At 65.4% G+C, this 24,264-nt stretch carries 23 protein-coding genes; 16 read left to right on the top strand and 7 right to left on the bottom strand.

Annotated features, from left to right (window positions below; genetic code table 11):
- The first annotated feature begins 5 nt into the window (after positions 1–5).
- The 7 genes from OZN62_RS12790 (at position 6) to OZN62_RS12760 (ending at position 7,180) form a co-directional block, all read left to right on the top strand.
- Positions 6–1,652 (top strand): vWA domain-containing protein, encoded by a 1,647-nt coding sequence (locus OZN62_RS12790; RefSeq protein WP_330848748.1) that lies wholly within the window; start codon positions 6–8, stop codon positions 1,650–1,652.
- A gap of 23 nt (positions 1,653–1,675) precedes the next feature.
- Positions 1,676–2,416: an OmpA family protein gene (locus OZN62_RS12785; protein WP_269100254.1), complete on the top strand. Its 741-nt coding sequence runs from the start codon at positions 1,676–1,678 to the stop codon at positions 2,414–2,416.
- A gap of 158 nt (positions 2,417–2,574) precedes the next feature.
- On the top strand, positions 2,575–3,114 hold the full coding sequence (locus OZN62_RS12780) for a helix-hairpin-helix domain-containing protein (protein WP_269100253.1): 540 nt from the start codon (positions 2,575–2,577) through the stop codon (positions 3,112–3,114).
- A gap of 95 nt (positions 3,115–3,209) precedes the next feature.
- Positions 3,210–3,593 (top strand): response regulator, encoded by a 384-nt coding sequence (locus tag OZN62_RS12775; RefSeq protein WP_269100252.1) that lies wholly within the window; start codon positions 3,210–3,212, stop codon positions 3,591–3,593.
- A gap of 91 nt (positions 3,594–3,684) precedes the next feature.
- The gene (locus tag OZN62_RS12770) at positions 3,685–4,869 is read left to right on the top strand and encodes an acyl-CoA dehydrogenase (RefSeq protein ID WP_269100251.1); all 1,185 of its coding nucleotides are present in this window, start codon (positions 3,685–3,687) and stop codon (positions 4,867–4,869) included.
- Between the two features lie 167 nt (positions 4,870–5,036).
- The gene (locus OZN62_RS12765; RefSeq protein ID WP_269100250.1) at positions 5,037–6,257 is read left to right on the top strand and encodes an OmpA family protein; all 1,221 of its coding nucleotides are present in this window, start codon (positions 5,037–5,039) and stop codon (positions 6,255–6,257) included.
- 266 nt (positions 6,258–6,523) lie between these two features.
- Positions 6,524–7,180 (top strand): hypothetical protein, encoded by a 657-nt coding sequence (locus OZN62_RS12760; protein WP_269100249.1) that lies wholly within the window; start codon positions 6,524–6,526, stop codon positions 7,178–7,180.
- Positions 7,181–7,189: 9 nt separating this feature from the next.
- On the opposite strand, the gene OZN62_RS12755 is transcribed toward OZN62_RS12760, so the two are convergent.
- Both OZN62_RS12755 and OZN62_RS12750 read right to left on the bottom strand, forming a co-directional pair.
- The gene (locus tag OZN62_RS12755; RefSeq protein ID WP_269100248.1) at positions 7,190–9,313 is read right to left on the bottom strand and encodes an acetate--CoA ligase family protein; all 2,124 of its coding nucleotides are present in this window, start codon (positions 9,311–9,313) and stop codon (positions 7,190–7,192) included.
- 101 nt (positions 9,314–9,414) lie between these two features.
- Complete coding sequence (locus tag OZN62_RS12750) at positions 9,415–10,275, bottom strand: p-hydroxycinnamoyl CoA hydratase/lyase (protein ID WP_269100247.1); 861 nt, start codon at positions 10,273–10,275, stop codon at positions 9,415–9,417.
- A 91-nt stretch (positions 10,276–10,366) separates the two neighbouring features.
- On the opposite strand from OZN62_RS12750, the gene OZN62_RS12745 reads away from it, so the two are divergent.
- From OZN62_RS12745 to OZN62_RS12720, 6 genes are read left to right on the top strand one after another with little or no spacing between them, the layout of a single operon-like run.
- Positions 10,367–10,798: a MarR family winged helix-turn-helix transcriptional regulator gene (locus tag OZN62_RS12745; protein ID WP_269100246.1), complete on the top strand. Its 432-nt coding sequence runs from the start codon at positions 10,367–10,369 to the stop codon at positions 10,796–10,798.
- A 34-nt stretch (positions 10,799–10,832) separates the two neighbouring features.
- Positions 10,833–11,852, top strand: coding sequence for a hypothetical protein (locus OZN62_RS12740; RefSeq protein ID WP_269100245.1), 1,020 nt, complete (start codon positions 10,833–10,835; stop codon positions 11,850–11,852).
- Complete coding sequence (locus OZN62_RS12735; protein WP_269100244.1) at positions 11,842–12,735, top strand: hypothetical protein; 894 nt, start codon at positions 11,842–11,844, stop codon at positions 12,733–12,735. Before OZN62_RS12740 ends, OZN62_RS12735 begins: the two co-directional genes overlap by 11 nt.
- 3 nt (positions 12,736–12,738) lie before the next feature.
- The gene (ligA, locus tag OZN62_RS12730) at positions 12,739–13,143 is read left to right on the top strand and encodes a protocatechuate 4,5-dioxygenase subunit alpha (RefSeq protein ID WP_269100243.1); all 405 of its coding nucleotides are present in this window, start codon (positions 12,739–12,741) and stop codon (positions 13,141–13,143) included.
- On the top strand, positions 13,143–13,985 hold the full coding sequence (locus OZN62_RS12725) for a class III extradiol dioxygenase subunit beta (RefSeq protein ID WP_269100242.1): 843 nt from the start codon (positions 13,143–13,145) through the stop codon (positions 13,983–13,985). Before ligA ends, OZN62_RS12725 begins: the two co-directional genes overlap by 1 nt.
- Positions 13,986–14,010: 25 nt before the next feature.
- Positions 14,011–15,360, top strand: coding sequence for an aldehyde dehydrogenase family protein (locus tag OZN62_RS12720; RefSeq protein WP_269100241.1), 1,350 nt, complete (start codon positions 14,011–14,013; stop codon positions 15,358–15,360).
- Between the two features lie 39 nt (positions 15,361–15,399).
- On the opposite strand, the gene OZN62_RS12715 is transcribed toward OZN62_RS12720, so the two are convergent.
- From OZN62_RS12715 to OZN62_RS12695, 5 genes are all read right to left on the bottom strand, one after another.
- On the bottom strand, positions 15,400–16,164 hold the full coding sequence (locus OZN62_RS12715; protein ID WP_269102182.1) for a helix-turn-helix domain-containing protein: 765 nt from the start codon (positions 16,162–16,164) through the stop codon (positions 15,400–15,402).
- Positions 16,165–16,166: 2 nt separating this feature from the next.
- Complete coding sequence (locus OZN62_RS12710; RefSeq protein WP_269100240.1) at positions 16,167–17,333, bottom strand: OsmC family protein; 1,167 nt, start codon at positions 17,331–17,333, stop codon at positions 16,167–16,169.
- Positions 17,333–18,451, bottom strand: a complete 1,119-nt coding sequence (locus tag OZN62_RS12705) for a CaiB/BaiF CoA transferase family protein (RefSeq protein ID WP_269100239.1) — start codon at positions 18,449–18,451, stop codon at positions 17,333–17,335. The genes OZN62_RS12710 and OZN62_RS12705 overlap by 1 nt, the downstream gene beginning before the upstream one ends.
- Before the next feature lie 14 nt (positions 18,452–18,465).
- Positions 18,466–19,503, bottom strand: a complete 1,038-nt coding sequence (locus tag OZN62_RS12700) for an amidohydrolase family protein (RefSeq protein ID WP_269100238.1) — start codon at positions 19,501–19,503, stop codon at positions 18,466–18,468.
- A gap of 67 nt (positions 19,504–19,570) precedes the next feature.
- The gene (locus OZN62_RS12695) at positions 19,571–20,299 is read right to left on the bottom strand and encodes a hypothetical protein (protein WP_269100237.1); all 729 of its coding nucleotides are present in this window, start codon (positions 20,297–20,299) and stop codon (positions 19,571–19,573) included.
- A gap of 93 nt (positions 20,300–20,392) precedes the next feature.
- Here OZN62_RS12695 and OZN62_RS12690 point away from each other — a divergent pair, with 93 nt between their 5' ends.
- From OZN62_RS12690 to OZN62_RS12680, 3 genes are all read left to right on the top strand, one after another.
- Positions 20,393–21,367 (top strand): helix-turn-helix domain-containing protein, encoded by a 975-nt coding sequence (locus OZN62_RS12690; RefSeq protein ID WP_269100236.1) that lies wholly within the window; start codon positions 20,393–20,395, stop codon positions 21,365–21,367.
- 16 nt (positions 21,368–21,383) lie between these two features.
- Entirely contained in the window at positions 21,384–22,253 is an 870-nt protein-coding gene (locus OZN62_RS12685; RefSeq protein WP_269100235.1) for an alpha/beta hydrolase, read from the top strand.
- Positions 22,254–22,416: 163 nt separating this feature from the next.
- Positions 22,417–24,264: a PEP-utilizing enzyme gene (locus OZN62_RS12680; RefSeq protein ID WP_269100234.1), complete on the top strand. Its 1,848-nt coding sequence runs from the start codon at positions 22,417–22,419 to the stop codon at positions 24,262–24,264.

Genomic DNA, 24,264 nt, shown 5'->3' with positions numbered 1-24,264 from the left:
ATGACATGACCAATCGCAACAGGTTTGCCGGGTTCGCCGGCGCAATCACTGCCTCCGCCATCACGCTGGCCCTCGTCGCCTGCGCGCAGGACAAGCCAGGCTCCGAGCCGGTCGTCGAGCGGGTTACCACCGTGGATGCTTATGCCCCGCCCGCCCCGGTGATGGCCGAGCGAGAAGCCGCCGACATGTCCTACGCTGTCGCCCCGCCCCCGCCGCCGGTGATGATGCCGCAGTACCAGGACCGCGAGCGCTACGATGGCGAGGAAGTCTCCGCCATCCGCATGGTCGCCACCCACCCGGTGTCCACCTTCTCGGTCGACGTCGACACGGGCGCCTACGCCAATGTCCGCCGCTTCCTGTCCGACGGCCAAATGCCGCCGCAGGCCGCCGTGCGGACCGAAGAGCTGATCAACTACTTCCGCTACGACTACCCGGCCCCGGCCGACCGCTCGCAGCCCTTTTCCGTCACCACCGACATGGCGATCACCCCGTGGAACCCGGATACCCGCCTGCTGCGCGTGGGCCTGCGCGGCTACGACCTGCCACGGGCCGAGCGGCCGCCCGCCAACCTCGTCTTCCTGCTCGATGTCTCGGGCAGCATGAACGCGCCTGACAAACTGCCGCTGGTGAAGACGGCGATGAACCAGCTGGCCGGCGAACTGGGCGAGCAGGACCGCGTTTCCATCGTCGTCTACGCCGGGGCCACAGGTGTGGTGCTGGAGCCGACCAACGATACCCGCGCCATCCGCCGGGCGCTGAACCAGCTTTCCGCAGGCGGTTCCACCGCCGGCGCCGCCGGCCTGCGGCTGGCCTATGACAGGGCGCGCGAGGGCTTCATCGAAGGCGGGGTGAACCGCGTGATCCTGGCCACCGACGGCGATTTCAACGTCGGCATCTCGGATCGCGACGCGCTGGTCGACATGATCGAACGCCAGCGCGATTCCGGCATCACGCTCACCACGCTGGGCTTCGGCACCGGCAACTACAACGAAGCGATGATGGAGCAGATCGCCGACCACGGGAACGGCAACTATGCCTACATCGACAGCGCGATGGAGGCCCGCAAGGTGCTCTCCGAAGAGATGCAGTCGACGCTGTTCACCATCGCCCACGACGTGAAGATCCAGGTCGAATTCAATCCGCAGCACGTCTCGCAATATCGCCTGATCGGCTACGAGAACCGCGCGCTGCGCGAGGAGGATTTCGACAACGACACGGTCGATGCCGGCGACATCGGTGCCGGGCACCAGGTCACCGCGCTGTATGAGATCGTGCCTGCCGGAGAGGACGGCTGGGTGCGCCCGCGCCGCTACGACGGCAATAACGGTGAGGAACGCTCGGTGGTGCGCACGCGCGGTCAGGCCGACGAAATCGCCTTCGTGCAGCTGCGCTACAAGCTGCCGGGGCAGGATCGCTCGCGGCTGATCCAGCGGCCCGTCTCCACCCGCGTGCTGGCCGATGCGCGCGCGGCCCGGGGCGACATGGCCTTCGTCGCGGCGGTCGCCGCCTATGGCCAGCGGCTGCGCGGTGACACCCTGCTGCGCGGCTTCGACTATGACGATGCCGCCACGCTGGCCGGTCGCCAGCGCGGCTACTGGCGCGAGGAATTCCTGCAACTCGTCGGGCTTGCGGAAACACTCGACGCGTCCTGATTCATCGCGCTAAGGCGCTGGCCATGAAGTTCCTGCGCAAACCACAAGTGGCGATCGTGGGCGGCATGCTGGCCTGTGTCGCCCTCGCCTACACCGTGGCCGGGGCCAATGCGCCCGCCCTGGCAGACCGTCTCGCCGCCGCTGCCCCCGCCGCGATCGAAGCGGCAGGCGGCGCCGGCCAGGTGGAGGCCCATTTCCGCTCTCCCAATGGCTGGCCCAGCCGCCACCCGGTCCTGACCGGCGGGGAACCGCTGGGCGAAAACACCCGCGCCGCCATCGCCCGCGCCGTGGCCGACATTCCCGGCGTCGGCGGCATCCGCTGGTCCGATGGCGACATGATGGTGGAGGACTATTTCAGCCCGCTGCATTGCCAGGAGGACGTGCAGGCCCTGCTGCGCGCCCGCACCATCCGCTTCGAGGAAGGTTCCGCCCGGATCGAGGCGGCCAGCCAGTCGCTGGTGGACGAAGTGGCGCGCGCGCTCAGCCCCTGCCTTGGTGCGGTGATCGAAGTGACCGGCCACACCGACGATTCCGGCGCCGAGGAGCGCAACCTGCAATTGTCGCGCGAGCGTGCCGAAGCCGTGCGCGCGGCGCTGGTCGGCCGCGGCATCCCGGAAGAGGCGTTGTCAGCCAAGGGTGAGGGTTCCGCGCGCCCGGTCGACGGTCTCGAACCGGGCGACCCGGCCAATCGCCGGATCGAGTTCAGGGTGATCTCCACCCAGCCGCTGATCCCCACGCCGGTCGACACGCCCGCGCCCCGCTAACCCCACGATTTGCCCGAATCGGGCGAGTATTCCAAAGGAGCCGACATGCCGATCTGGATGGAAGTGCTGGTGCTGATGCTGCTCGCCTACGCGGTGGGGCTTGGCCTCGGCTGGCTCATCTGGGGTCGCGCCAACTGAACTGACGCAAGAGGAAGCACATGGTTGAATTGCTGGAGGCCAACTGGCTGCTCGTGGTCGCTGCGCTGGTGATCGGGCTGCTTGTCGCCTGGTGGATTTTCGTCGTCTCGCGCCGCACCACGGTGGAGCGCGAGGAGCAGGTCGAGGATGCCCCCGCGAAGCGTAACCAGGCGCTGATCGACGCCCCGCCGGTGGCCGCGAAGAGCCCGGCCAATGCCGATGAGGTCGCCACCGCTCCGCTGGGTACCGACGCCGAAGCCGGCAGCGGCACTCCGATGCGCGAAGCGTTGGACAAGGTCCCGGCAGCCGCTCCGGCTGGTGGCGACGACCTGACGCGCATCAAGGGCGTCGGCCCCAAGCTCGTCACCCTGCTGCACGAGAACGGCGTCACCAGCTTTGCCCAGATCGCCGCCTGGGACGATGCCGAAATCGATCGCATCGATGCCAAGCTCGGGCGTTTTCAGGGGCGCATCCGCCGCGACAACTGGATGGAACAGGCCAAGCTGCTGAGCGGTGGCGATATTTCGGCCTACGAGGCGAAATTCGGCCGCACCTCCTGACCGCTTGCCTCCCGGCTTCGGGAACCGGCCCGCTGCTATCGCGTAGATTAGGACGCAGCAGGCAGGAATTCCTCGAAACAGGGTGAGGGTAAGCAATGGCCAGCCAGGCAGATACAAACCAGCCGACGGTGCTCGTCGTCGAGGACGAGTTCATCATCGCGCTCGACCTTAGTGAAACCGTGCGCGACATGGGTTTCCGCGTCGAAGGCCCCTATGCCAACAAGGACCATGCCTTCATCGCGATCGACCAGGAAATGCCCGATTTCGCCATTCTCGACGTGATGACCGCCGATGGCGAGGTATTCCCGCTGGCCGATGCCCTGACCGACGCCGGCGTGCCGATCATCTTCCATTCGGGCCATGCGACGCCAAGGGAACTGCAAGAACGCTATCCCGATGCCTTAGCCTGTTCCAAGCCTTGCCCGCCCAGCAAGCTGATGGAGATGATTTCCAGGGCCAAGGAACGCGCGGTCCACTAGGGCGAGCGTCCGGGCGCGGATTTCCCGCCTTCCCTCCCTTGCTGTCTCCGTCCGGACTGCCTAGTGGCGGTTTCAAAGGAGACTATCTGCAATGGCCGACATGGTGCCCTTCGACTGGGCTGATCCGTTCAACCTCGATGCCCAGCTGACCGAAGACGAGCGCATGATCCGCGATGCCGCGCACGCGTTTGCCCAGGGCACGCTGCAGCCGCGCGTGATCGACGACTTCGAGGCGGAAAACGACGCCAGCGAGCTGTTCCCGCTGATGGGCCAGGCCGGCATGCTGGGCGTCACCATCCCGGAAGAATTCGGCGGTTCGGGCGCAAGCTATGTCGCCTATGGCCTGGTCGCCCGCGAGATCGAGCGCGTCGACAGCGGCTACCGCTCGATGGCCAGCGTGCAGTCCTCGCTGGTGATGTACCCGATCCATGCCTACGGCTCCGACGAGCAGCGCGCCAAGTACCTGCCCGGCCTCGCCTCGGGCGAGCTGATCGGCTGCTTCGGCCTGACCGAACCCGATGCCGGTTCCGATCCCGCCGGCATGCGCACTGTCGCGAAGAAGGACGGCGACGGCTATTCGCTCTCCGGCGCGAAGACGTGGATTTCCAACTCGCCCTTCGCCGATGTCTTCGTGGTCTGGGCCAAGTCCGAAGCCCATGGCGGCAAGGTGCGCGGCTTCGTGCTCGAAAAGGGCATGAAGGGGCTGGAAGCACCCAAGATCCGCGGCAAGCTGTCGCTGCGCGCCAGCACCACCGGCATGATCCAGATGGACGAGGTGAAGCTGCCCGCCGACGCGCTGCTGCCGGGTGTCGAGGGCATGAAGGGTCCGTTCGGCTGCCTCAACCGCGCGCGTTACGGCATTTCCTGGGGCAGCATGGGCGCGGCAGAGTTCTGCTACCAGGCGGCGCGCCAGTACGGCCTCGACCGGCACCAGTTCGGCGTGCCGCTCGCCTCCAAGCAGCTCTACCAGCTCAAGCTGGCGGACATGGCGAGCGAGATCGCGCTGGGCCTGCAGGGCTCGCTGCGGGTGGGCCGCCTGCTCGACGAGGGCGCCTTCGCGCCGGAAATGATTTCCGTGGTCAAGCGCAACAATGTCGGCAAGGCTCTGGGGATTGCCCGGGCCGCGCGCGACATGCACGGCGGCAACGGCATTTCCGGTGAATACCAGGTGATGCGACACATGGTGAATCTCGAAACCGTAAATACTTACGAGGGTACGCATGACGTGCACGCGCTGATCCTGGGGCGTGCGATCACCGGAATTTCAGCCTTTTAAAACAACTCAACGATTCCAGTGCACTGCACATCGGCCAGCTTGTTGTGTTTGCGCAACAGTTGCCGCCGGAATGCGCGAATTGTTTCCCAAGCTGGAACGATAGTGTAATTGTTCTATTTGTGTGAGGGACGCGGGAGTTCCTTCCGCAAGTCGTAATGAGGACTAACATGAAAAAGCTTCTTCTTGGTGCCTCGCTGGTCGCACTTGCCATTCCGGCAACGGCGAACGCGCAGGCATACATCGGCTTCAGCGGTGGCCTCGTCACCAATGAAGACGCCGAAAACGAGGGTGAGTTCACCACCACGCTTCCGGCTATCGGTTCGATCCCGGCCATCCCGGCTGGCACGGATTACGAGTTCGAAACCAACGTTGATGTGGGTTGGACTGCCGGCGCGCAGCTTGGCTACGCCTTCGACAACGGATTCCGCCTCGAACTGGACGGCAACTACCAGTCGATGGACATCGAGTATCACCGTGGCCTGTTCATCGGTGGCACGGCGCAGGACGGCAACGACCTCGGTCGCAACCTGCTGCGCAGCGATCCCACCGGCACCGACATCGGCAGCTTCCTGGCCGCCGCCACCGGTGACGTGGAAACCTACGGCGTCTTCCTGAACGCGCTGTACGACATCGACCTCGGCGCGGTGAAGCCGTACCTGGGCGCCGGTGCCGGCCTCCACGTGATCGACCTCGATTACGCTCCGAGCGGCGTGACGCTGGTCGACGATGCCGACACCACCTTCGGCTGGCAGGGCATCCTCGGTGTCTCGGGCGAGCTGGGCGACAATGTCGAGCTGTTCGCCGAGTACAAGTATCGCGGCATGTTCGAGGAACCCGACTTCAACGTGTCGAGCGTTCTGCCGATCACCATGACGTCGGAATTCGCGCAGCACAGCGGCACGCTGGGCCTGCGCTTCTTCCTGGGTGGCGAAGAGCCGGCCCCGCCGCCGCCTCCCCCGCCGCCGCCTCCGCCGCCGCCGCCGCCTCCGCCTCCGCCGCCTCCCCCGCCGCCGCCGCCGCCTCCGCCGGCTCCGGTCTGCGAGCAGGGCCCCTACATCGTCTTCTTCGATTGGGATAAGTCGGACATCACGCCGGAAGCGGCCACCGTGCTCAACAGCGCCATCACGGCCTATGGTGACTGCGGTACCGCCGCCATCATGCTCGCCGGTCACGCTGACCGCTCGGGTTCCGCCACCTACAACGTCGGCCTGTCCGAACGTCGTAACGCTTCGGTCCAGGAATACCTGACCGCACGTGGCATCCCGGCCGCCCGCATCTCCAGCGAGGCATTCGGCGAAACCATGCCGCGTGTCCCGACCGCCGACGGCGTGCGCGAACTGCAGAACCGTCGCGTGGAAATCACCTACGGGCCGGGCTCGGGCAACTAAGCCCTACCCAACCAGACAAATGGGGCCGGGAGAGCACTCTCCCGGCCCCTTTTCTTTGCGTCGCGGCCAGATGAGGTTCATCGACGCCGCGATAGCGCGCCGGTCTCGCCGTCAGGGAAGCGAAAGCCATCCAATCACTCGACCAAGTCCAGGCAGATCTGCCGTGGTGGCGGAAGCTGGCTCCCGGCCTTTCCGAGGAAGCCGCGCGTCGCGGTGCCGGCTTCACCCTCGCGCTGGCAATCGAGGCGGCGATCATCCTGCTGCTGTTGTCGCTCGGCATGGGGCGGAGCGATCCCGAACCCGATACGGTGGCCATCAGCAGCTTCGACGTCAGCGAACCGCCTGCTCCCGCGCAGGAAGAGGAAGCACAGCCGGACCCGCCGGGCGCCAGCGCGCCTGCCGAAGCCGAACCGCAGCCGGAGCAGCCTGACACGCCGCTCCCGGCCTTGCTGCCCTTGCCGTCCGCCCTGCCGGTACCGACGCTCCGGCCAGCGCCGCCCGTTCCCGTGCCCACGCCCAGCCCGTCACCCAGCTCGCGCATCGGTGCGGTGGTACGGTCCGACAGGAGTTACGGCCCGGCAGATACCGGCTCACGAAATGGGGAGGACAGTCCGGTGGTCGGCACCGCGCCCGACGGCTCTCCGCTCTATGCCGCGCGCTGGTATCGCGAGCCCTCGCACAGCGAGCTGGCGGGCTATCTCTCCACCGCCAACAGCGCTGGCTGGGGCCTGATCGCCTGCAAGACCGCGCCGAACTGGCGGGTGATCGATTGCCAGGTAATCGACGAATACCCGCAAGGCTCCGGCATAGCGCGGGCCACCCAGGCCGCCGCGTGGCAGTTCCGGGTCCGGCCGCCGCGCCTGCGCGGGGAATACCAGGTCGGGACCTGGGTGCGGATCAGGATCGACTACACCCGGTCCTGACCGCCTGCATCAGTCGACCAGCATCAGCGCGTCGAGCGCGATCACGCCCTGTCCCTGCGGGTAGACGATCACCGGGTTGAGGTCGATTTCGCGGATCGCGGGATTGCCGGTCATCACCCGGCCCATCTGCACGATCAGCTCTGCCAGCGCATCGACGTCGAGCGCCGGGCTGCCGCGCCAGCCGGTCAGCAGCGGGGCCTGTTGCAGCGACAGCAGGCCTTCCTTGACCTGCTCCGCGCCAAGGTCCGGCGTGAACAGCTTCACGTCCTTGAGGATTTCCGCGGTCACGCCGCCAAAGCCGGCCAGCACCACCGGACCCCATTCGGGATCGTGCTTGGCGCCGACGATCATCTCGGTGCCCATGGTGCCCATCTTCTCCACCAGCACGCCGTCGAGCGTGATCGAGGCATCGTAGGAAGCGACGTTGTCGAACATGCGGGTGAAGGCTTCGCGCACTTCGTCGGCGGACTTGAGGTTCAGGATCACGCCACCGGCATCGCTCTTGTGGCCCAGCGCAGCGGCCTGGGCCTTCATCACCACCGGATAGCCCAGCGTATCGGCCGCGGCAGCGGCATCGTCGGCGCTGGCCGCGAAGGTGCTGTCGGGGAACGGGATGCCCAGCGGACGCAGCAGGTCCTTGGCACGATATTCGGGAATGACGCCGTGCTCGTCGGCAATGCCGGCAATCGGCAGCGGCTCGCCCGAACGGTCGGTCAGGTCGCGCTTGGCGAGGTCGGCCAGGCGGGCAATGGCGCGATAGGCACGCTCGGTGCTGGCGAACCAGGGAATGCCCACGGCGCGCAGGCCATCGATATATTCCTGCGGCACGTTGGCGCCTTCGTCGACCCCGGCAAAGACCAGCGGCTTGTCGAAGGTATGGCCGTCCAGCACCTTCTGAATGGCGGGAAACTTGATCTTCGAGGTGATCGGGTCCGACTGGATAATCGAGGCGACCACGCTGCCGACCCGGTCATCCTCCAGCAGCGCGGTGAGCAGCTTGGTGTAGATCTCCGGCTCGGACAGGCCGATCGCGGTAATGTCCGTGGGGTTCGACACCGGCACGAAATCGGGCAGCACCTCGCGCAGTTTCGGCGAGTTGTCGTCGTCGAGGTGCAGCAGGTCGAGGCCAATGTCCTCGGCAATGTCGAAGGCGAGGCCGCGCAGCGCGCCGCTTTCGCCCAGCACCACCATGTTGGCGCCCGGCAGGCTGGGACAGGTCAGCGCAATGGTGGTGATGTCGGCCAGCTCTTCCAGCGTCTCGGCGAAGATCACGCCTTCGCGCGCCAGCTTGGTCTTCATCAGCTTGAAGTCGCCTGCCATCGCCCCGGTGTGGGTGGCGGCGCTTTCCTGCGCCTTGTCGCTCTTGCCCGGATGCAGCAGCACGATGGGCTTCCCCGCAGCGCGCGCCCGGCGGGCAGCGGCGATGAAGGCGGCGGGACGACGGAAGTTTTCGACATACATGGCGATGACGTGGGTGTTCTCGTCATCCACCAGCCATTCGACATAGTCCTCCACGCCCGAGGCGGCCTCGTTGCCGGTGGAGACCGAGGTGCTGACATAGCATTCGCGCGGGTGCAGCGTGGTGGCGAGCACCGCGGCCAGCGCGCCCGACTGGCTGGCGACGCCCACGGCGCGCACGCCCTTGGGCGGCGATTTCATGTTGGTTTCGACGAAGGTCAGCGGCACGCGCTCGACATAGTTGGTGCAGCCGAGGCAGTTCGGGCCTTCGATGATCATGCCGTACTGTTCGGCGATGCGCGCCAGTTCGGCCTGGTCCTTCGCGCCTTCCTCACCCGCTTCGGAGAAGCCGGCCGAATAGATCACCACCGCGCCGCAGCCGCGTTCGCCCAGCACGCGGACGGTATCGACCACGAAGGGACGCGGGATCGCCAGCACGGCACAGTCGATCCCCTCGGGCAGTTCCTCGGCCGACTTGTAGACCTTCAGCCCCTGCAGCTCGTCCCGCTTGGGGTTCACCGGGTAGATGTCGCCGTCGAATTCGTACTGCACGAGGTTGTTGAGCAGCGTCGCGCCCAGCGCGCCGTGGCGGTCGGAGGCGCCGATGACGGCCACGCTCTTGGGGCGCAGCAGCCGGTCGATCTGGGCGTTGGTGAAACGGCGGGTGTCGGTCATGTCCATCTCCAATCGTCATCCCCACGCCGGCTGCGCCCGCTGCCGGGCCGCCGTCGCGGGGAATTTCCATCCCGCCTGCGCGGGATCGACGAAGTTTGCAATCAGTCCTTTTGGACCTTGGTCTTGTCGAAAGCGCCGAGGCCGGGCTTGAAGGTCTTCTCGTCAAGGAACTGCTTGGTGGCTTCCTTGCGGGTTTCCCAGCCGCCGAAATCGTTGAGCGCTTCCTGCGCGCGGATCAGGTAATCCTCGGCATTATCGTAGGTCATCTCGCGCACGCGGCGCACGGCCCACTTGGTGGCGCGAAGGGCGTGGGTGTCCTTCTTCTTCAGGTTGTCGGCCACTTCCTGCACGCGCGCCTTCAGCTTGTCGGCGGGCAGCGATTCATTGACCATGCCCTTGGCCGCGGCTTCGGGACCGGTCAGGTTCTCGCCCATCATCGCGTGGTACATGGCGTCACGGAAGTTCAGCAGCTCTGCCGCCACCTTGGAGGCGCCGCCGCCGGGCAGGATGGCCCAGTTGATTTCCGACAGGCCGAACTGTGCATCGTCGGAGCAGAAGGCCAGGTCGCAAGCGAACAGCGGGCCATAGGCACCGCCGAAGCACCAGCCGTTGATCATGCCGATGGTCGGCTTCTCGTACCAGCGCAGGCGTTCCCACCAGCTGTAGGCTTCGCGCTGGTGCTGGCGGGTCTTGTGGATGCCCTGCAGCTCAGCCTCGCGGAAGTATTCGAGCAGGTCCATGCCAGCCGACCACGAGCTGCCTTCGCCCGTCAGGACGAGCACCTGCACGTCGTCGCGGAATTCCAGTTCCTCCAGCACGATCAACATCTGCCGGTTGAGCTTGGGGCTCATGCAGTTCCGCTTGTCCGGACGGTTGAAATAGACCCAGGCGACGCCGTCGACGATCTCGTACTTGACGGTTTCTTCCTGCGGACGGGGATCGGGTTGGGACGGCATGGCCATGATTTCATCTCCTCTGTCCCGCGACTCGCGGGTTGTGTCACAATTGTTATTGCTCATAACATAAATTTTGCTATGAACAATAGCAATCGCGATGAAGGACCCGCTCTCCCACTACCCGGGCTATGCCCTGCGCCGCGCCGCCTTCGCGACGGGGGCGGAGCTGTCCGCGCGGCTTGAACCGCTGGAACTGCGGCAGAGCGATGTCTCGCTGCTGATGCTGATCCAGGCGAACCCCGGCGCCACCGCCAGCGCGCTGGGTCGCAAGCTGGATATCCAGCGCGCCAACATGGTGCCGATCCTGAAGCGGCTGGAAGATGCCGGGCTGGTCGCACGCGAGGCGATCGACGGGAAGTCGGTCGGCCTTGAACTGACCGGCGATGGCCAGACCAAGCTGGCCGAGGCACGCCGTATCATCGAGAGCTTCGAGGCCGAATTGCTCGAACGCGTACCTGCCGCGCACCGCCAACACCTGCTCCCCGCACTCAATGCCCTGTGGAATGCTGGTGCGGAGCCGACAAATTGATTATGTCCGCTGAAAGCCAAGGGGAGGGTTTTTCATGAAGCATCTGATTGCAGCCGTTGCAGGCACGGGCCTGCTGGCACTGGCGACACCGGTCGCCGCGCAAGTCGCGGGCGTTCCGCAGGAACAGTTCGCATGCCAGCGCGAGTGCCTGGAGGACTACGTCGAGCGTTACCTGCAGGCGATGAGCGACGGCGACGTGTCGGACGACCTGTTCGCCCGCGACGTCCGCTTCACCGAGAACGGGGTGGAAATGCCTCTGGGCAACGAGGGGCTGTGGGCCACCACCGTCTCGCCGGAAGGCTATCGCCTGATCGTGCCCGACGTGGAGACGCAACAGGTCGGCGCGCTGGTGACGGTGCAGGAATCGGCCACTTCGTCCGCCGCCGGTGCGCAGCTGGACCCCGAAGCTGTCGGTGTGAGCCTGCGCCTGCGCATCGATGCCGATGGCAAGATCAGCGAAGTCGAACAGATTGCCGCGCGCCCCGACCGTCCGCTCGGTGGCGGCGAGTCCAATCCCGGCATCTTCGGTAACACCGGCGACATGGTGGAAGCCATGGGCCAGCCGTGGGAAGGCTACTCCACCGCCATCCCGGAAGACGAACGCGCCAGCCGCGCCGAACTGGTCGCCGTCGCCAATGCCTATTTCGAAGCCATCCAGCGCAACGACGGGAACGGCTACTACCCCTTCACCGACGATTGCCTGCGCTACGAGAACGGCATCATCGCCGCCGCGCCCGAAGGTGCTCCGGTCGGTTCGCTCGGCCCGCGCCTGGGCTGCCGCGAGCAGCTGGAAACCTCGCTGTTCGACGTGGTGACCTCCATCCGCGACCGCCGTTTCGTGGCGGTTGATCGGGAACGCGGCGTGGTCTTCTCCTTCGCCTTCTTCGATCACCGCTCGATCAACTGGACCTGGCAGCTGGGCGAGCTGTTCAAGATCGAGAACGACCAGATCAGCCGGATCGAGGCGATTTTCATTCGCGGTCCCTACGGCATGTGTTCGGGCTGGAGCACCTATGCCCAGTGCCGCAGCGAGGAGATCCAGGATGTCCGCTAAGACCCTCATCCTCGCCCTCGCCGCGACGCTGGTCGCAACCCCTGCCATGGCGCAGGACGGCCCGCCGGAGCCCGAATTCGCCCCGCGCGTGGACCGGCCAACCTGTACCCGCGCCGAACTGCAGGAGCTGACCGCCGCCTATGTCGCGGCGCAGGAGGCAGGCGACCTGTCCGGCCTGCCGCTGCTCGACAACGCGCACTTCCTCGAGAATTTCGAGACGGTGGAGCGCGATGCCGGACTGTGGAACACCGCCTTGCCGGTCGCCCATTCGCTGAGCTTCCACGACGACACCCGGTGCAAGACCTTCACCGAGATGGTCGTCACCGAGAACGAGACGCCCTATGTCATCGGCACCCGGCTGTTCGTGCACGAGGGGCAGATCCTGCGGGTGGATTCGATCGTCACCCAGCCCGGCAACTGGCTGTTCAACGCCAATTCCTACTTGCACTATTCCAGCACCGAGGACTGGAGCGAGCTGCATCCTTACCAGCGCACCGACCCTGCCGAGATGATCCGCGGGGCCAATGCCTACCTTGATGCCTTCGCCGACAAGTTCACCGACATTCCCTGGGGAGTGCCCTGCGCACGGCTGGAAGGCGGCGCCTATACCAACCGCGACGGTCGCCCCGACGCCAGCTGCGAAGTCGGCATCCCGCCGGGCGTGCTCTACATCGTCGAGCGCGATTACCTGATCGACGAGGAGATGGGCGTGATCAACGTGTTCTGCCGCTTCGGCAGCAGCGAGGGCGCGCCGGATTCGCACACCTTCCGCTACATCGACGGCAAGTTCCGGCTGATCCACACGCTCAACCCGATCCCCGGCCCGCAAGCTGCTGACGATGGCAGTGTACCGGGCTTCAACCCCAATGCTGAAGAGAGTTAGCTTTTGCCCAGAACCCGCCTCTACTCGCTCGATGAGCTATACGACATCCCCGGCACCAAGGTGTTCCGCGCCCGTGAAAGCCGGCAGGCCTATCACCTGCACAAGTTCTGCATGAGCCTGATGAAGGCGGAGAACCGCGAGGAGTTCAAGGCGGACGAGCGCGCCTATCTCGACAAGTTCAAGATGAGCGAGGAGCAGAAGCAGGCCGTGCTCGACCGCAACCTGTCGAAGCTGATCGAGCTGGGCGGGAACATGTATTTCCTCGTCAAGATTGCCAGCACCGACGGCTGGAGCGCGCAAAAGGCCGTGTCATCCATGTCGGGCATGAGCGCCGACGAGTATGCGCAGATGATGCTGGAAGGCGGCCGGTCGCCCGAAGGCCTGCGTTCGATCAGGGAGAAGCGCTGATGGCCCGTATCACTGCCGGCATCGCCACCAGCCACGTGCCCGCCATCGGCGCGGCGATTGACCTCGGGAAGACCGAGGAGCCGTACTGGAAGCCCGTTTTCGAAGGCTACGAATTCGTCAAGGAGTGGGCCAAGGAGCACACGCCCGACGTGGTGATCCTGATCTACAACGATCATGCATCCGCGCTGATGCTGGATATCGTGCCTACCTTCGCCATGGGCTTTGCCGAGGAATTCGAAAGCGCCGACGAAGGCTGGGGCCGCCGCCCGGTGCCGGTCGTGAAGAACCACCTCGACCTGGCCGCCCATATCGCCGAGCAGCTGGTGATCGACGAGTTCGACCTGACTCTGATCAACGAAATGGACGTCGACCACGGCCTGACCGTGCCGCTGTCGCTGGTGTTCGGGCAGGTCGACGAATGGCCGTGCAAGGTCATCCCCATCGCGGTCAACGTCACGCAGTTCCCCACCCCGTCGGGCGAACGCTGCTGGAAGCTGGGCGAGGCGATCCGCAATGCGGTGAAGACCTTCCCGGAGGACCTCGACGTGCAGGTCTGGGGAACCGGCGGCATGAGCCACCAGTTACAGGGCACGCGCGCGGGCCTCATCAACGAGGAGTTCGACCGCCGCTTCCTGGAACTGCTGGCGCACGAGCCGGAGGAGCTGAAATACATCACCCGCCTCGAATACCTGCGCGAAGCCGGCACCGAGGGGATCGAGCTGATCATGTGGCTGATCATGCGTGCCGCCCTCGGCTACGGCGTGGAGGAAAAGCACCGCTTCTACCGCGTGCCCGCGAGCAATACTGCCGTGGGGCACGTCGTTTACGAAACCAAGAGCTGAAACAGAGACTTATCAGGACCGATTGATGACTGACCAACCTACCGCCGCCGACCTTTCCGACGACATTCGCCGCGTCTTCGAGGCGCAGCAGGCCAACCAGTGGAACGTGAAGGCCAGCGACGCCGCCACGCGCCGCGCCAAGCTGGAGAAGCTGAAGGCCGCCGTCGAGAAGCATGCCGACGACATCGTCACCGCCGTGCTGAAGGACACGCGCAAGCCCGAGGGCGAAATCCGCGTGACCGAGGTGATGAACATCGTCGGCAATATCCAGCTCAACATCGACGAGCTGGAAGAATGGATGAAGCCGACGCCGGTGACCCCGTCCAAGTCGGAAACCGACAAGGCGATGATCATTCCGGAAGCGCGCGGCGTGTGCCTGATCCTGGGCCCGTGGAACTTCCCGCTCGGCCTCACGCTCGGCCCGGTGGCCGCAGCCGTGGCAGCGGGCAACTGCTGCATGGTCAAGCTGACCGACCTGTGCCCGAACGTGGCGAAGGTGGCCAAGGTCATCATCGAGGAATGCTTCGACGAGAACGAAGTCGCCGTGTTCGAAGGTGACGTTTCGGTTGCCGAGGCGCTGCTGGAACTGCCCTTCAACCACATCTTCTTCACTGGCAGCACCCGTGTCGGCAAGATCGTGATGGCGGCAGCTGCCAAGCATCTTTCCACCGTCACGCTGGAACTGGGCGGCAAGAGCCCCGTCATCATCGACGAGGGCGCGGACGTGGCCCCCATCGCCGCTGCGCTGGCGGGCGCCAAGCAGTTTAATGGTGGGCAGGCCTGCATCTGCCCCGACTATGTCTTCGTGCCCGAGGACAAGCAGGGCGAACTGGTGGAGGGCTTCCGCACCAATGTGCAGAACAACCTCTACAAGGACGGCGAGATCGACAAGAGCGCCATCGCGCAGATCGTCAACAAGGCGAACTTCGACCGCGTGAAGGGCATGGTGGACGACGCCGTGGCCAAGGGCGCGACCGTGGCCGTGGGCGGGCAGATGGACGAGGAAGACCTCACCATCCACCCCACCATGCTGACCAACGTCACCCCGCAGATGAAGATCATGCAGGACGAGATCTTCGCCCCCGTGCTGCCGGTGATGACCTATGACAACCTCGACCAGGTGGTCGATTACATCGAGGCGCGCGACAAGCCGCTGGCGCTGTACATGTTCAGCCCCAGCGAGGAGAACATGGACAAGGTGCTGAAGCGTACCAGCTCGGGCGGCACCACGCTGAACGGCGTGTTCTCGCACTACCTCGAAAACCGCCTGCCCTTCGGCGGCGTCAACGGTAGCGGCATGGGCAGCTATCACGGCTATTTCGGCTTCAAGGAATTCAGCCACCACCGCGCCGTGTACCAGCACATGGCGGCCTAAAGGGGACGGCGGGGCGCAAGGCGCGCCCCGCCCCTCCCGTCAGCGGATGAAGTATCCGACGACTTTCAGGCCGGATTCTTCCTCGGCCATGATCACCGTCTCGGTCGCGCTCGGCGCGTTTTCGAAGGCGGTGGAGAACTGCACCACTTCGTAGTCACCGGCCGGCGCGCCCGGTAGGTTGTCCATGCGCTGGATGGTGGCGACTTCGCGCGAGGTCACCGCGCCCAGCGGATCGCGGACAGAGGTCGCAGCTTCCGCCCATTGCGCGGCAGTCACCTCGCCTCGGAACATGGTTCCTGCGGCTTCCCAGCTTGCTTCCCATTCGCCCGCATCGGCCATTGCCAGCCAGGCCAGCGCGGCCTGCTCGCTGCGGCTGTCGGCGGAAGCGATTTCGGCAGCGACCTCCTGCGAGGGCTCCTCGCTGGCGGGGGTGAAAACCATCATGGTGGCGGCGGTAATCAAGGCAATCACGGCAATTCCTCCTGCTAGCCAGCCAATCCGGCGAAGGATTGCCCGGCGCTGTTTCGACTGCCCCGATAGTTGCTCATCAGTCCCGCCAGCGCCCATCCCCAACTGTTTGGGTGCATGAATTTGGGGTGTGCTGCCCTCGGCATCACCCAAGATTCTTGCGGCCTCGCGGCTGCTGCCGACCCCCAGTTTCCTGCGGGCGGAGCGCAGCCGATCGTTGATCGTATGCACCGACAGGCCGAGTTCGGCGGCGGAGGACTTGGCATCGTGCCCGCCCAGCAGCAGGCGCAGGGCCTCCTTTTCCTTGTCGGTCAGCTCGGCCAGGCCCTGCTGCATGGTCAACCCTTCACCACCTTCACCCGCGCCTTCAGGTCGGTGCGGCAGAAAGCGTGGAGGAAGCAGGTCTGCTCGCCCATATCCAGCGCGGCGCGCGCGAATTCCGCGTTCTCGTCGCTGTGCAGGTAGACGTGGGTTTCCACGGGGTCGGCCTTGCCCGCCTCCCCGGTCCCGCCACTCGCCCCGCCGGGCGAGAAGTGGATGTCCTGCACGATGTTGTAGGCATCGAGGTGCTTCTTCGCGATCTTCGCATAGCGGCCCAGCTGGGTCATGAAGCAGAAGCCGATGCCTGCCGCCATGTAGCTGATCGCATCGGGCGCGCGGCCTTCCTCGTCGCAGAGGAAATGGAAGATCGAGCCGTGCGGATTGAACAATTGCTGTTCGACCTGCTTCACCCCGTCTTCGCGCAGAGTGCAGATGCCGCGAATGTGCAGCACGCGATCCTGCTCCTCCGCCAGCGACGAGCCTTGTGACGACGTCGCCTCGTCGGTCAGCGGGCTCATCCCCGCGCGGCGCGGCATCTCTTCGGCGGAGAGCGGGTGGACGCCCTCGATTAGGTCCGCCGGATCGGGCGGCACGTCGCGCTGCACGGGCTTGGCCTTGTCGGGGATCACCTGCCGACCCTTGTGGGTCAGCGTGAACAGCGAGTCCTTCTCCCCGCGCATCAGCCCGTTGAGCGGCGAAGCTGCGACCGCATCGTAGACCAGCGCCCGCAGCGTGTCGGCATCGGCATCGCTGTCGATCCGCGCTTCCAGCTCGATGTCCTTGGCGCCGCCGGTCATCGTGCCTTTCAGCGCGCTGCCCTTCATCGTGTAGTAGTTGTCCTGCACCAGTTCGACGCGGCGCAGGGTGATGCCGCGCTGCTGCGCCAGGGCCAGCAGTTCGGTCATGTAGCTGGAGACCATGCCGACGGTGAGGAAGCTGAGGGGGCACGGCGCCTCGTTGAAGCCGTCGAGATAGGCGCCCTCGTCAGAGACCAGCCGCCACACCTGCCCGCTGGCGGAGGAGGCGACCAGCCCCTCCTTCTGCATGACCGACAGCGAACGCGCGGCAAAGCGGACGGCCTGGCCCAGCCGGTCAGGCGGCGGGGCGAGCAGGTCGGAGCCATGCTCCACCGGGAAAAACGACGGGCGCGGATCGGCGCCAAGGATGTTCTCGTGCCCGGCCACTATTCGTCCCGCTCCGGCAGCATGGGCGAAGGCTTGCCCAGCACCAGTTCAGCGTCGGAAAACTTGATCGGCGTGCGCAGGCCTTTCAGCCCCTCTTCCTCGAGGTCGATCACCATGCCGCGGGCAACGATCTGCGGGTCGTTCAGCGCCTGCTTCACCGTGTTGATCGGCCCCGCGGGAATGCCGCGGTTCTCCATCTTCAGCAGCACGTCGTCGCGCTTCATCGCGCCGATGCGCTTGGCGATGGAGGCGGAAAGCGATTCCCGGTGCGTCACGCGACGGGCATTGGTCGTCCATTCCTCGCGCAGGGGCAGGTCGATGGCCTCGGCGAAGCGGGCGAACTGGCGATCGTTGCCGACCGCCACGATCAGCCAGCCGTCCTTCGCCTCGAACGCCTCGTAGGGAACGATATTGGGGTGCGAATTGCCCATGCGCTTCGGACTGCGGCCGCTGGCGAGGTAGTTCATCGCCTGGTTGGCCAGCGTGCCCACCATCACGTCGAACAGGGCCATGTCGACCAGCTGACCCTTCCCGGTCCGCTCACGCTGGTGCAGCGCCGCCTGGATGCCGATCACGCCGTAGAGACCGGTCATGATGTCGGCATAGGCCATGCCGATCTTGGTCGGCGGGCCGTCGGGGAAACCGGTCAGGTCCATGATCCCGCTCATGCCCTGCACGATGAAGTCGTACCCGGCGCGCGCGGCGTAGGGCCCGTCGTGACCGAACCCGGTAATGGAACAATAGACGAGGCGCGGGTTGATCTTCTTCAGGCTCTCGTAGTCGAGGCCGAACTTGTCGAGCGAGCCGGTCTTGAAGTTCTCGATCAGCACGTCGGCATCGCGGATCAGCTCCAGCACCTTCGCCTTGTCGTCGGCGCGGTTGAAGTCGGCAATGATCGTGTCCTTGCCGCGGTTGGCGGCGTGGAAATAGGCCGCGTCCTTCGATCCGTCGGCGCGGTCGAGGAAGGGCGGCCCCCACTTGCGGGTGTCGTCGCCCTCCGGGCTTTCGACCTTGTGCACTTCGGCGCCCAGATCGGCCAGCACTTGCCCGGCAAACGGCCCGGCAAGGATGCGCGCCAGTTCGACGACCTTGATTCCCTTGAGTGGTGCTTCGCTCATGCGAAGCTTCCTACCTACTCCGGCGCGATATGGAACACCCGTTCGGCATTGCCGTGGCAAAGCGCGTGGCGTTCCGCGTCGGTGCACTCGAAGGTTTCGATGAACTTCACCGCCGGTTCCATCGGCTGGTACGGGTAGTCGATCGCCCAGATGACGTTGTCGATGCCCATGCGATCGATGGCGTAGCGCAGCGCGAGGTGGTCCTCCACGCCCGAGGTCGTGAAGACGAAGTTGTCGCGGAAGTATTCTTCCATGCTGCGTTCGGTCTTGGGCGCGCGCCCCACCTTCTGGGCGCGGCTGTTCATGAAATTGATGCGCCAGATGAAGAAAGGCACCATTTCGCCCATGTGGCCGACGCAGATCTTCAGGTTGGGGAAGCGATCGAACACGCCGCCCGCCATCATCCGCAGCATGTTGGTGCCCACTTCCACGCCGTAAGCCCACATGGCGCTATCCATGGCATAGTCCATCAGCGGGCCCTTGAGCGTGTCCGACGGGCCGCGCGGGTGGATGTAGATGGTGGCGTTGTGCGCCTCCGCCGCCTCCAGGATCGGCCAGAAGCGGTAATCGTCGAAATAGTCGCCGTTGGTGTGCGAATTGACCACCAGGCCGTTCAGCTTGAGCTCGGTCATCGCCCGTTCGACTTCCTTGGCGGCGCGCTTGGGCGAATGCGGGGCGAAGCTGGCCAGGCCGGCAAACCGCTTGGGCCACTTGGCGCAGATTTCGGCCATGCGGTCATTGCTCAGCGCGGCGAGATCGGTGGCGGTATCGGCATCGAACATCTGCACGCCCGGCGCCGTCAGCGTCAGCAGGTGCATGTCGACGCCGTACTGGTCCATCTGCGGCAGGCGCTGTTCCTCGATGTCCTTCAGGCCGTGGAGGAAGTTCATCTTGCCGTAGCCGGTGGTGTCATGGTCGGCATCGTAGATGCCGCCGACCAGCAGCTTGTCCGAGCTTTGCGTCGGGCTGCGAGCGATCTTGCGCAGTTCCTCGGCAACCTCCGGGATCGACCAGGCTTCCTCACAGGCGATCAGGCGACACTTGCTTCCCACTTCGTACTCCTCCCCAAAATCCTCTCGCCCGCACAATGCGGTAACCCATGGACCGGTGCAACGCCGATCAGGCGTACCAGGCGAAACTTCCCAGCCAGAAAACGAAATCGCGCCAGGCCTGCGTGCTCGAAACCGGCAGGTTGAGGAACTGCGGCACGACGACGATGGCGCTGGCAATCCAGGTCGGGCGGCTGATCGCGCCGAGCACGCGGCGTTCCTGCCACAGCACGGCGGCCAGCAGCACGTCCATGGTCAGGTAGGTCTCGATCACCGGCACCCGGTCGATGCCGAGACCGAGCATGTAGACGCGGTTGATGCCCGGCATGAGGATGGCGATGGTGGCGATCAGGATCAGGTCGCGATGCACCTGCACCTTGCGTACCGCCCGGATCGCCATGGCGAAGATCACGGCAAAGCTGGGCGGCGCGACGACCGACAGGAAGAATACCGCCGGACCACTGCCGGACAGGTCCGTGATGGAAGCACCGGCGATGGTGATGAAGGCGCCCATCATCACCACCAGCGTGCCGACGGCAATGCCGAACGTGCCCAGCGAGCGGTGCAGCTTCACGTTCTTCACGTTCACCAGCAGCGATTGCACCAGCAGCAGCAGCATCCAGCTGAAGAAGACCACGCCGTGTAGGTGGACGATGGGTGCATCGCCCGTGCGCGTGCCCGCAGCGACCGGCCACAGGTAACTCATCCCGAAGCCGGTGAAGACGAAGGCGCACATCGCCAGCACCATCCACAGGTGGAAGCTCGGCCGGAAGCCACCTTCCTTCGACACGCTCGCCATATTTCCTCTCCCGGCACGCATCCTATCGCACATCGGGCCGGCGGCAACTGCGAAACTTGTCGCACGGCAGCGGCAGGCGTAGCTTGGCAGGCCATGACGCGTGCAACCGCCACCGACGACCAGAGCTGGACCAGCCAGGGCCTCGCCCGGCCGGAAGCGCTGCGCGAATGGCGCGACTGGGCGGCCTCCACCATCGCCCCGATCGAGGTGGAGGTGTTCGATGCCGACGCCTTCGCCGCGCAATGGGTGAGTCACGGCATCGGCCAGCTGCGGCTGCTGCACCTGCACGCCCCGGCGCAGCGGGTGACACACACGGGGGCGGACCAGGCGGCCATGCGTGCCGCGCCATCGATCCAGCTGGTCTATGCCCGCGAAGGGGCGCTCCACACCAAGATGGGCGGCCGCGAATTCGTGGTGGAGCCGGGACAGTTCGTGCTGCTCGACAACACCCGTTTCTACCAGATGGAGATGACCACCCCGCACGAGTGCATCGACCTGATGATGCCGCAATCATGGCTGGAGCGGCACCTGCCCGACCCCGGCGCGCTGCTGGCGCGCCCGTTCGATGCCCATAAAGGCTGGGGCGCACCGCTGGGCGCACTGCTGGAAACGATCCTGAGCGACGGGCTCGACAATGCCTCGCTGCCACGGCCGATGATTGCCGAACAGCTGGGCACCTTGCTGGCCATGGCCACGGGGTTCGAGGATCGCGGCGGCTCCTCACGCCATCGCGGGCAGCTGGCGCGGCGCATCCTGCGACGGATAGAGCGCGGCTATGCCGACCCGGACCTGTCGCCGCAGGGCGTGGCCACCGAGGTAGGCATTTCGACGCGCTACCTGCAATCGCTGCTGGCGGCGGCGGGCACCAGCTTCGTGCAGGAACTCAACGCCACGCGGCTGGAGCGGGCGAGCGACCTGCTGGGCGACCCGCGGTTCCGGAACCTGCCGGTGTCCGAGGTTGCCTATCGCACGGGTTTCCTCGATCCGGGCTACTTCACCCGCCTGTTCCGCAAGCGGTTCGGCATCACCCCGCGCGAATGGCGCGCGGGCCACGCGCCGCAGCCCTGACGACAAGGACAGCTGAATGAAATTCGCCCTCGGCCTGCTGGTCCTGCTGATAGCCGCGCTGTTCATCTCCTACTGGCTCTCGCCACTGCACACGTTCAACACGCTGGTGCCCAAGGATGGCGGTGCGCGAAAGGTGGCTGCGAGCGTGGCCTTCGGCGACGATGCGCGACAGGCGCTGGATATTTATGCTCCTGCCAATGCCGAGGGCGGCGCCCTGCCGGTGATCGTGTTCTTCTACGGCGGCAGTTGGGACAGCGGCACGCGCCACGGGTACGACTTCGCGGGGCGCGCGCTGGCCGCGCAAGGTTTCGTGGTGGTCATTCCCGATTACCGGCTGGTGCCCAACGTCCACTATCCCGCCTTCGTCGAGGATGGCGCGAGCGCGGTGCGCTGGGTGCAGGCCAATATCGCCGACTATGGCGGCGATGCGAGCCGCCTCGTGCTTTCCGGCCATTCGGCGGGCGCCTATATCGGGGCCATGCTGGCTTACGACGACCGCTGGCTGGGGGACGCGCGCTCCGCCGTGCGCGGCTTTGCCGGGCTGGCCGGGCCGTACGATTTCCTCCCACTCGACACCGCTGCCAGCCGCGCGGCCTTCGGCGAATGGCCAAGGCTGGAGGAAACGCAGCCGATCAGCTGGGTCGAAGCAGGTGCACCACCCGCGCTGATCCTGACCGGAGCCGACGATACCACGGTGAAGGCGCACAATGGTCGTTCGCTGGCGGAAAGGCTGACGGACCGCGACGTGGTGGCGCAAGAGGTGGAGTATGCCGGCGTCGATCACATCGACATCCTGATCGCCATGGCGCGCCCGCTGCGGGGCCGCGCGCCCGTGTTGCACGACGTCGCGCAATTCGCCCGCAATGTCGCGGGTTCGTCCGACTAGAACCGCACACCAAGACAAAACGCTTGCGCTTTTGTCCTATTTGCCATGCGCGAGAATCCTTCGCGCCTACGCCGCATGCGCGTTAGCCTCCGGGCATAAATCCGTCACGAGACGCGAAAAGCGCACGGGCGGGAAAAGACGCATTCACGGAGAGGATGCCACCATGTCCAGCGAAGCCAAGAGCTTTCCGATGCCCAGCAGCCTGGAGGTTACTCCGGGCACGGAAGAGGCGCAGGCCGCCTATCCCTACTACTGCCAGTTCCAGCCGGAAGACGACGAGCGGTTCTGGTTCTACAACTCGATGCACTTCCCCGAGCCGATGCATCATTTCGACATGATCACGGCGGAAGCGGCCTATTGCGCGCTGGGGGCCTTCAACACCCGCGTCCACGTGCTGCCCACCACCAAGGGGATCGACCACCGCATCATCAACGGCCGCGTCTACATCGGCGGCGTGCCCGTCACCGATCCGGCCGAGATCGAGGCGCGCGCGGCGGAATTCCAGCAGCGCGGCTTCTACTACTACGAGCACTGGGAGAAGCTGTACGACCAGTGGAAAGAGAAGATGAAGGCGCTGATAAAGGAAGCGCAGGAGCTGCCCAAGCCCACGCTGCCTGACCTGGAGCCGATCGAGACCACCCATTCGGGCAAGGGAATCGCCGCCAACCACGCGCTGATCGAGACCTATCGCAAGCAGCTCAATGGCTACTACCAGATGTGGCACCACCACTTCGAGTTCCTGCTGCTGGGCTATGGCGCCTACCTGACCTTCTTCGATTTCTGCAAGAAGGCCTTCCCGGAGATTTCCGACCAGGCAATCAGCCGCATGGTCGCCGGCATGGAAGCCGAGATCTTCCGCCCCGACGAAGAGGTGAAGCGCCTCGCCCGCCGCGCCGTGGAACTGGGCGTGGACCAGCACTTCACGCCGGACATGGATATCGACGCCGTGCTCGCCGATCTCGACAAGGTCGGCAATGCCGGCAAGGAATGGCTGGGCGAGCTGGAGACGAGCCGCAACCCGTGGTTCAACGTCAATGTCGGCGACGGTTTCTACCACTATCACCGCAGCTGGAACGACGACCTGTCGATGCCCTTCGCGGCGCTTCCCGGCTATATCGAGAAGATCAAGGCGGGCGAGAATATCGAGCGGCCGATGGACCAGCTGGTGGAGGAGCGTAACCAGCTCGTCGCCGACTACCGCGAACTGCTCGACACCGAAGAGGACAAGGCAACCTACGACCAGCTGATCGAGCTGGCGCACCGCGTGTTCCCCTATGTCGAGGGGCACAAGTTCTATTGCGAACACTGGTACACGAACCTGTTCTTCAACAAGATCCGCGAATTCGGCGCGCTGCTGGCGGAGCACGGTTACTGGGAGAAGGAGGAAGATGTCTTCCACCTTACCCATTACGAGCTCGAAAGCGCGATCGTCGACCTGATGTTGAGTTGGTCCTCCGGGTCGTCCCCGATTGGGCCGTCTCGCTGGCCCGCTATCGTAAAACAACGGCAACAAGCCATCGATAGCTGGGCCGGCGAGACAATGCCTCCCGCGCTGGGCCACGTGCCCGACGTGATCGACGATCCCGCGATCGTCATGCTGTGGGGCATCACGCGCGAGAACCTCGACCAGTGGCTGGGCGAAGGCGAGTCCGACCCCAACGAACTGCGCGGTTTCGCCGCCTGTTCGGGCGTGGTCGAAGGCACGGCGCGGGTGGTGAAATCCGTCAAGGAAATCGACCGCATCCAGCAGGGCGACATCCTCGTCTGCCAGGTCACGAACCCGACGTGGTCGCCGCTGTTCCAGAAGATCGGCGCGGCGGTGTCCGACATCGGCGGTTCGATGTCGCACATGGCCATCGTGGCGCGCGAATACGGGCTGCCCGCCGTGGTTGGCACCGGTTCCGCCACCACCAAGATCAAGGACGGCGCGCGCATTCGCGTGGACGGCGGCAAGGGCACGGTCACCATCCTGGAGCAACCCGCAGCAGAGCGGGTGCTGGAGGACGCCTGA

The organism is Aurantiacibacter sp. MUD11, from assembly GCF_026967575.1.
GTDB lineage: Bacteria > Pseudomonadota > Alphaproteobacteria > Sphingomonadales > Sphingomonadaceae > Alteraurantiacibacter.
Note: the sequence above shows the minus strand (reverse complement) of the source record. Positions and strands in the feature narration are given on the sequence as shown.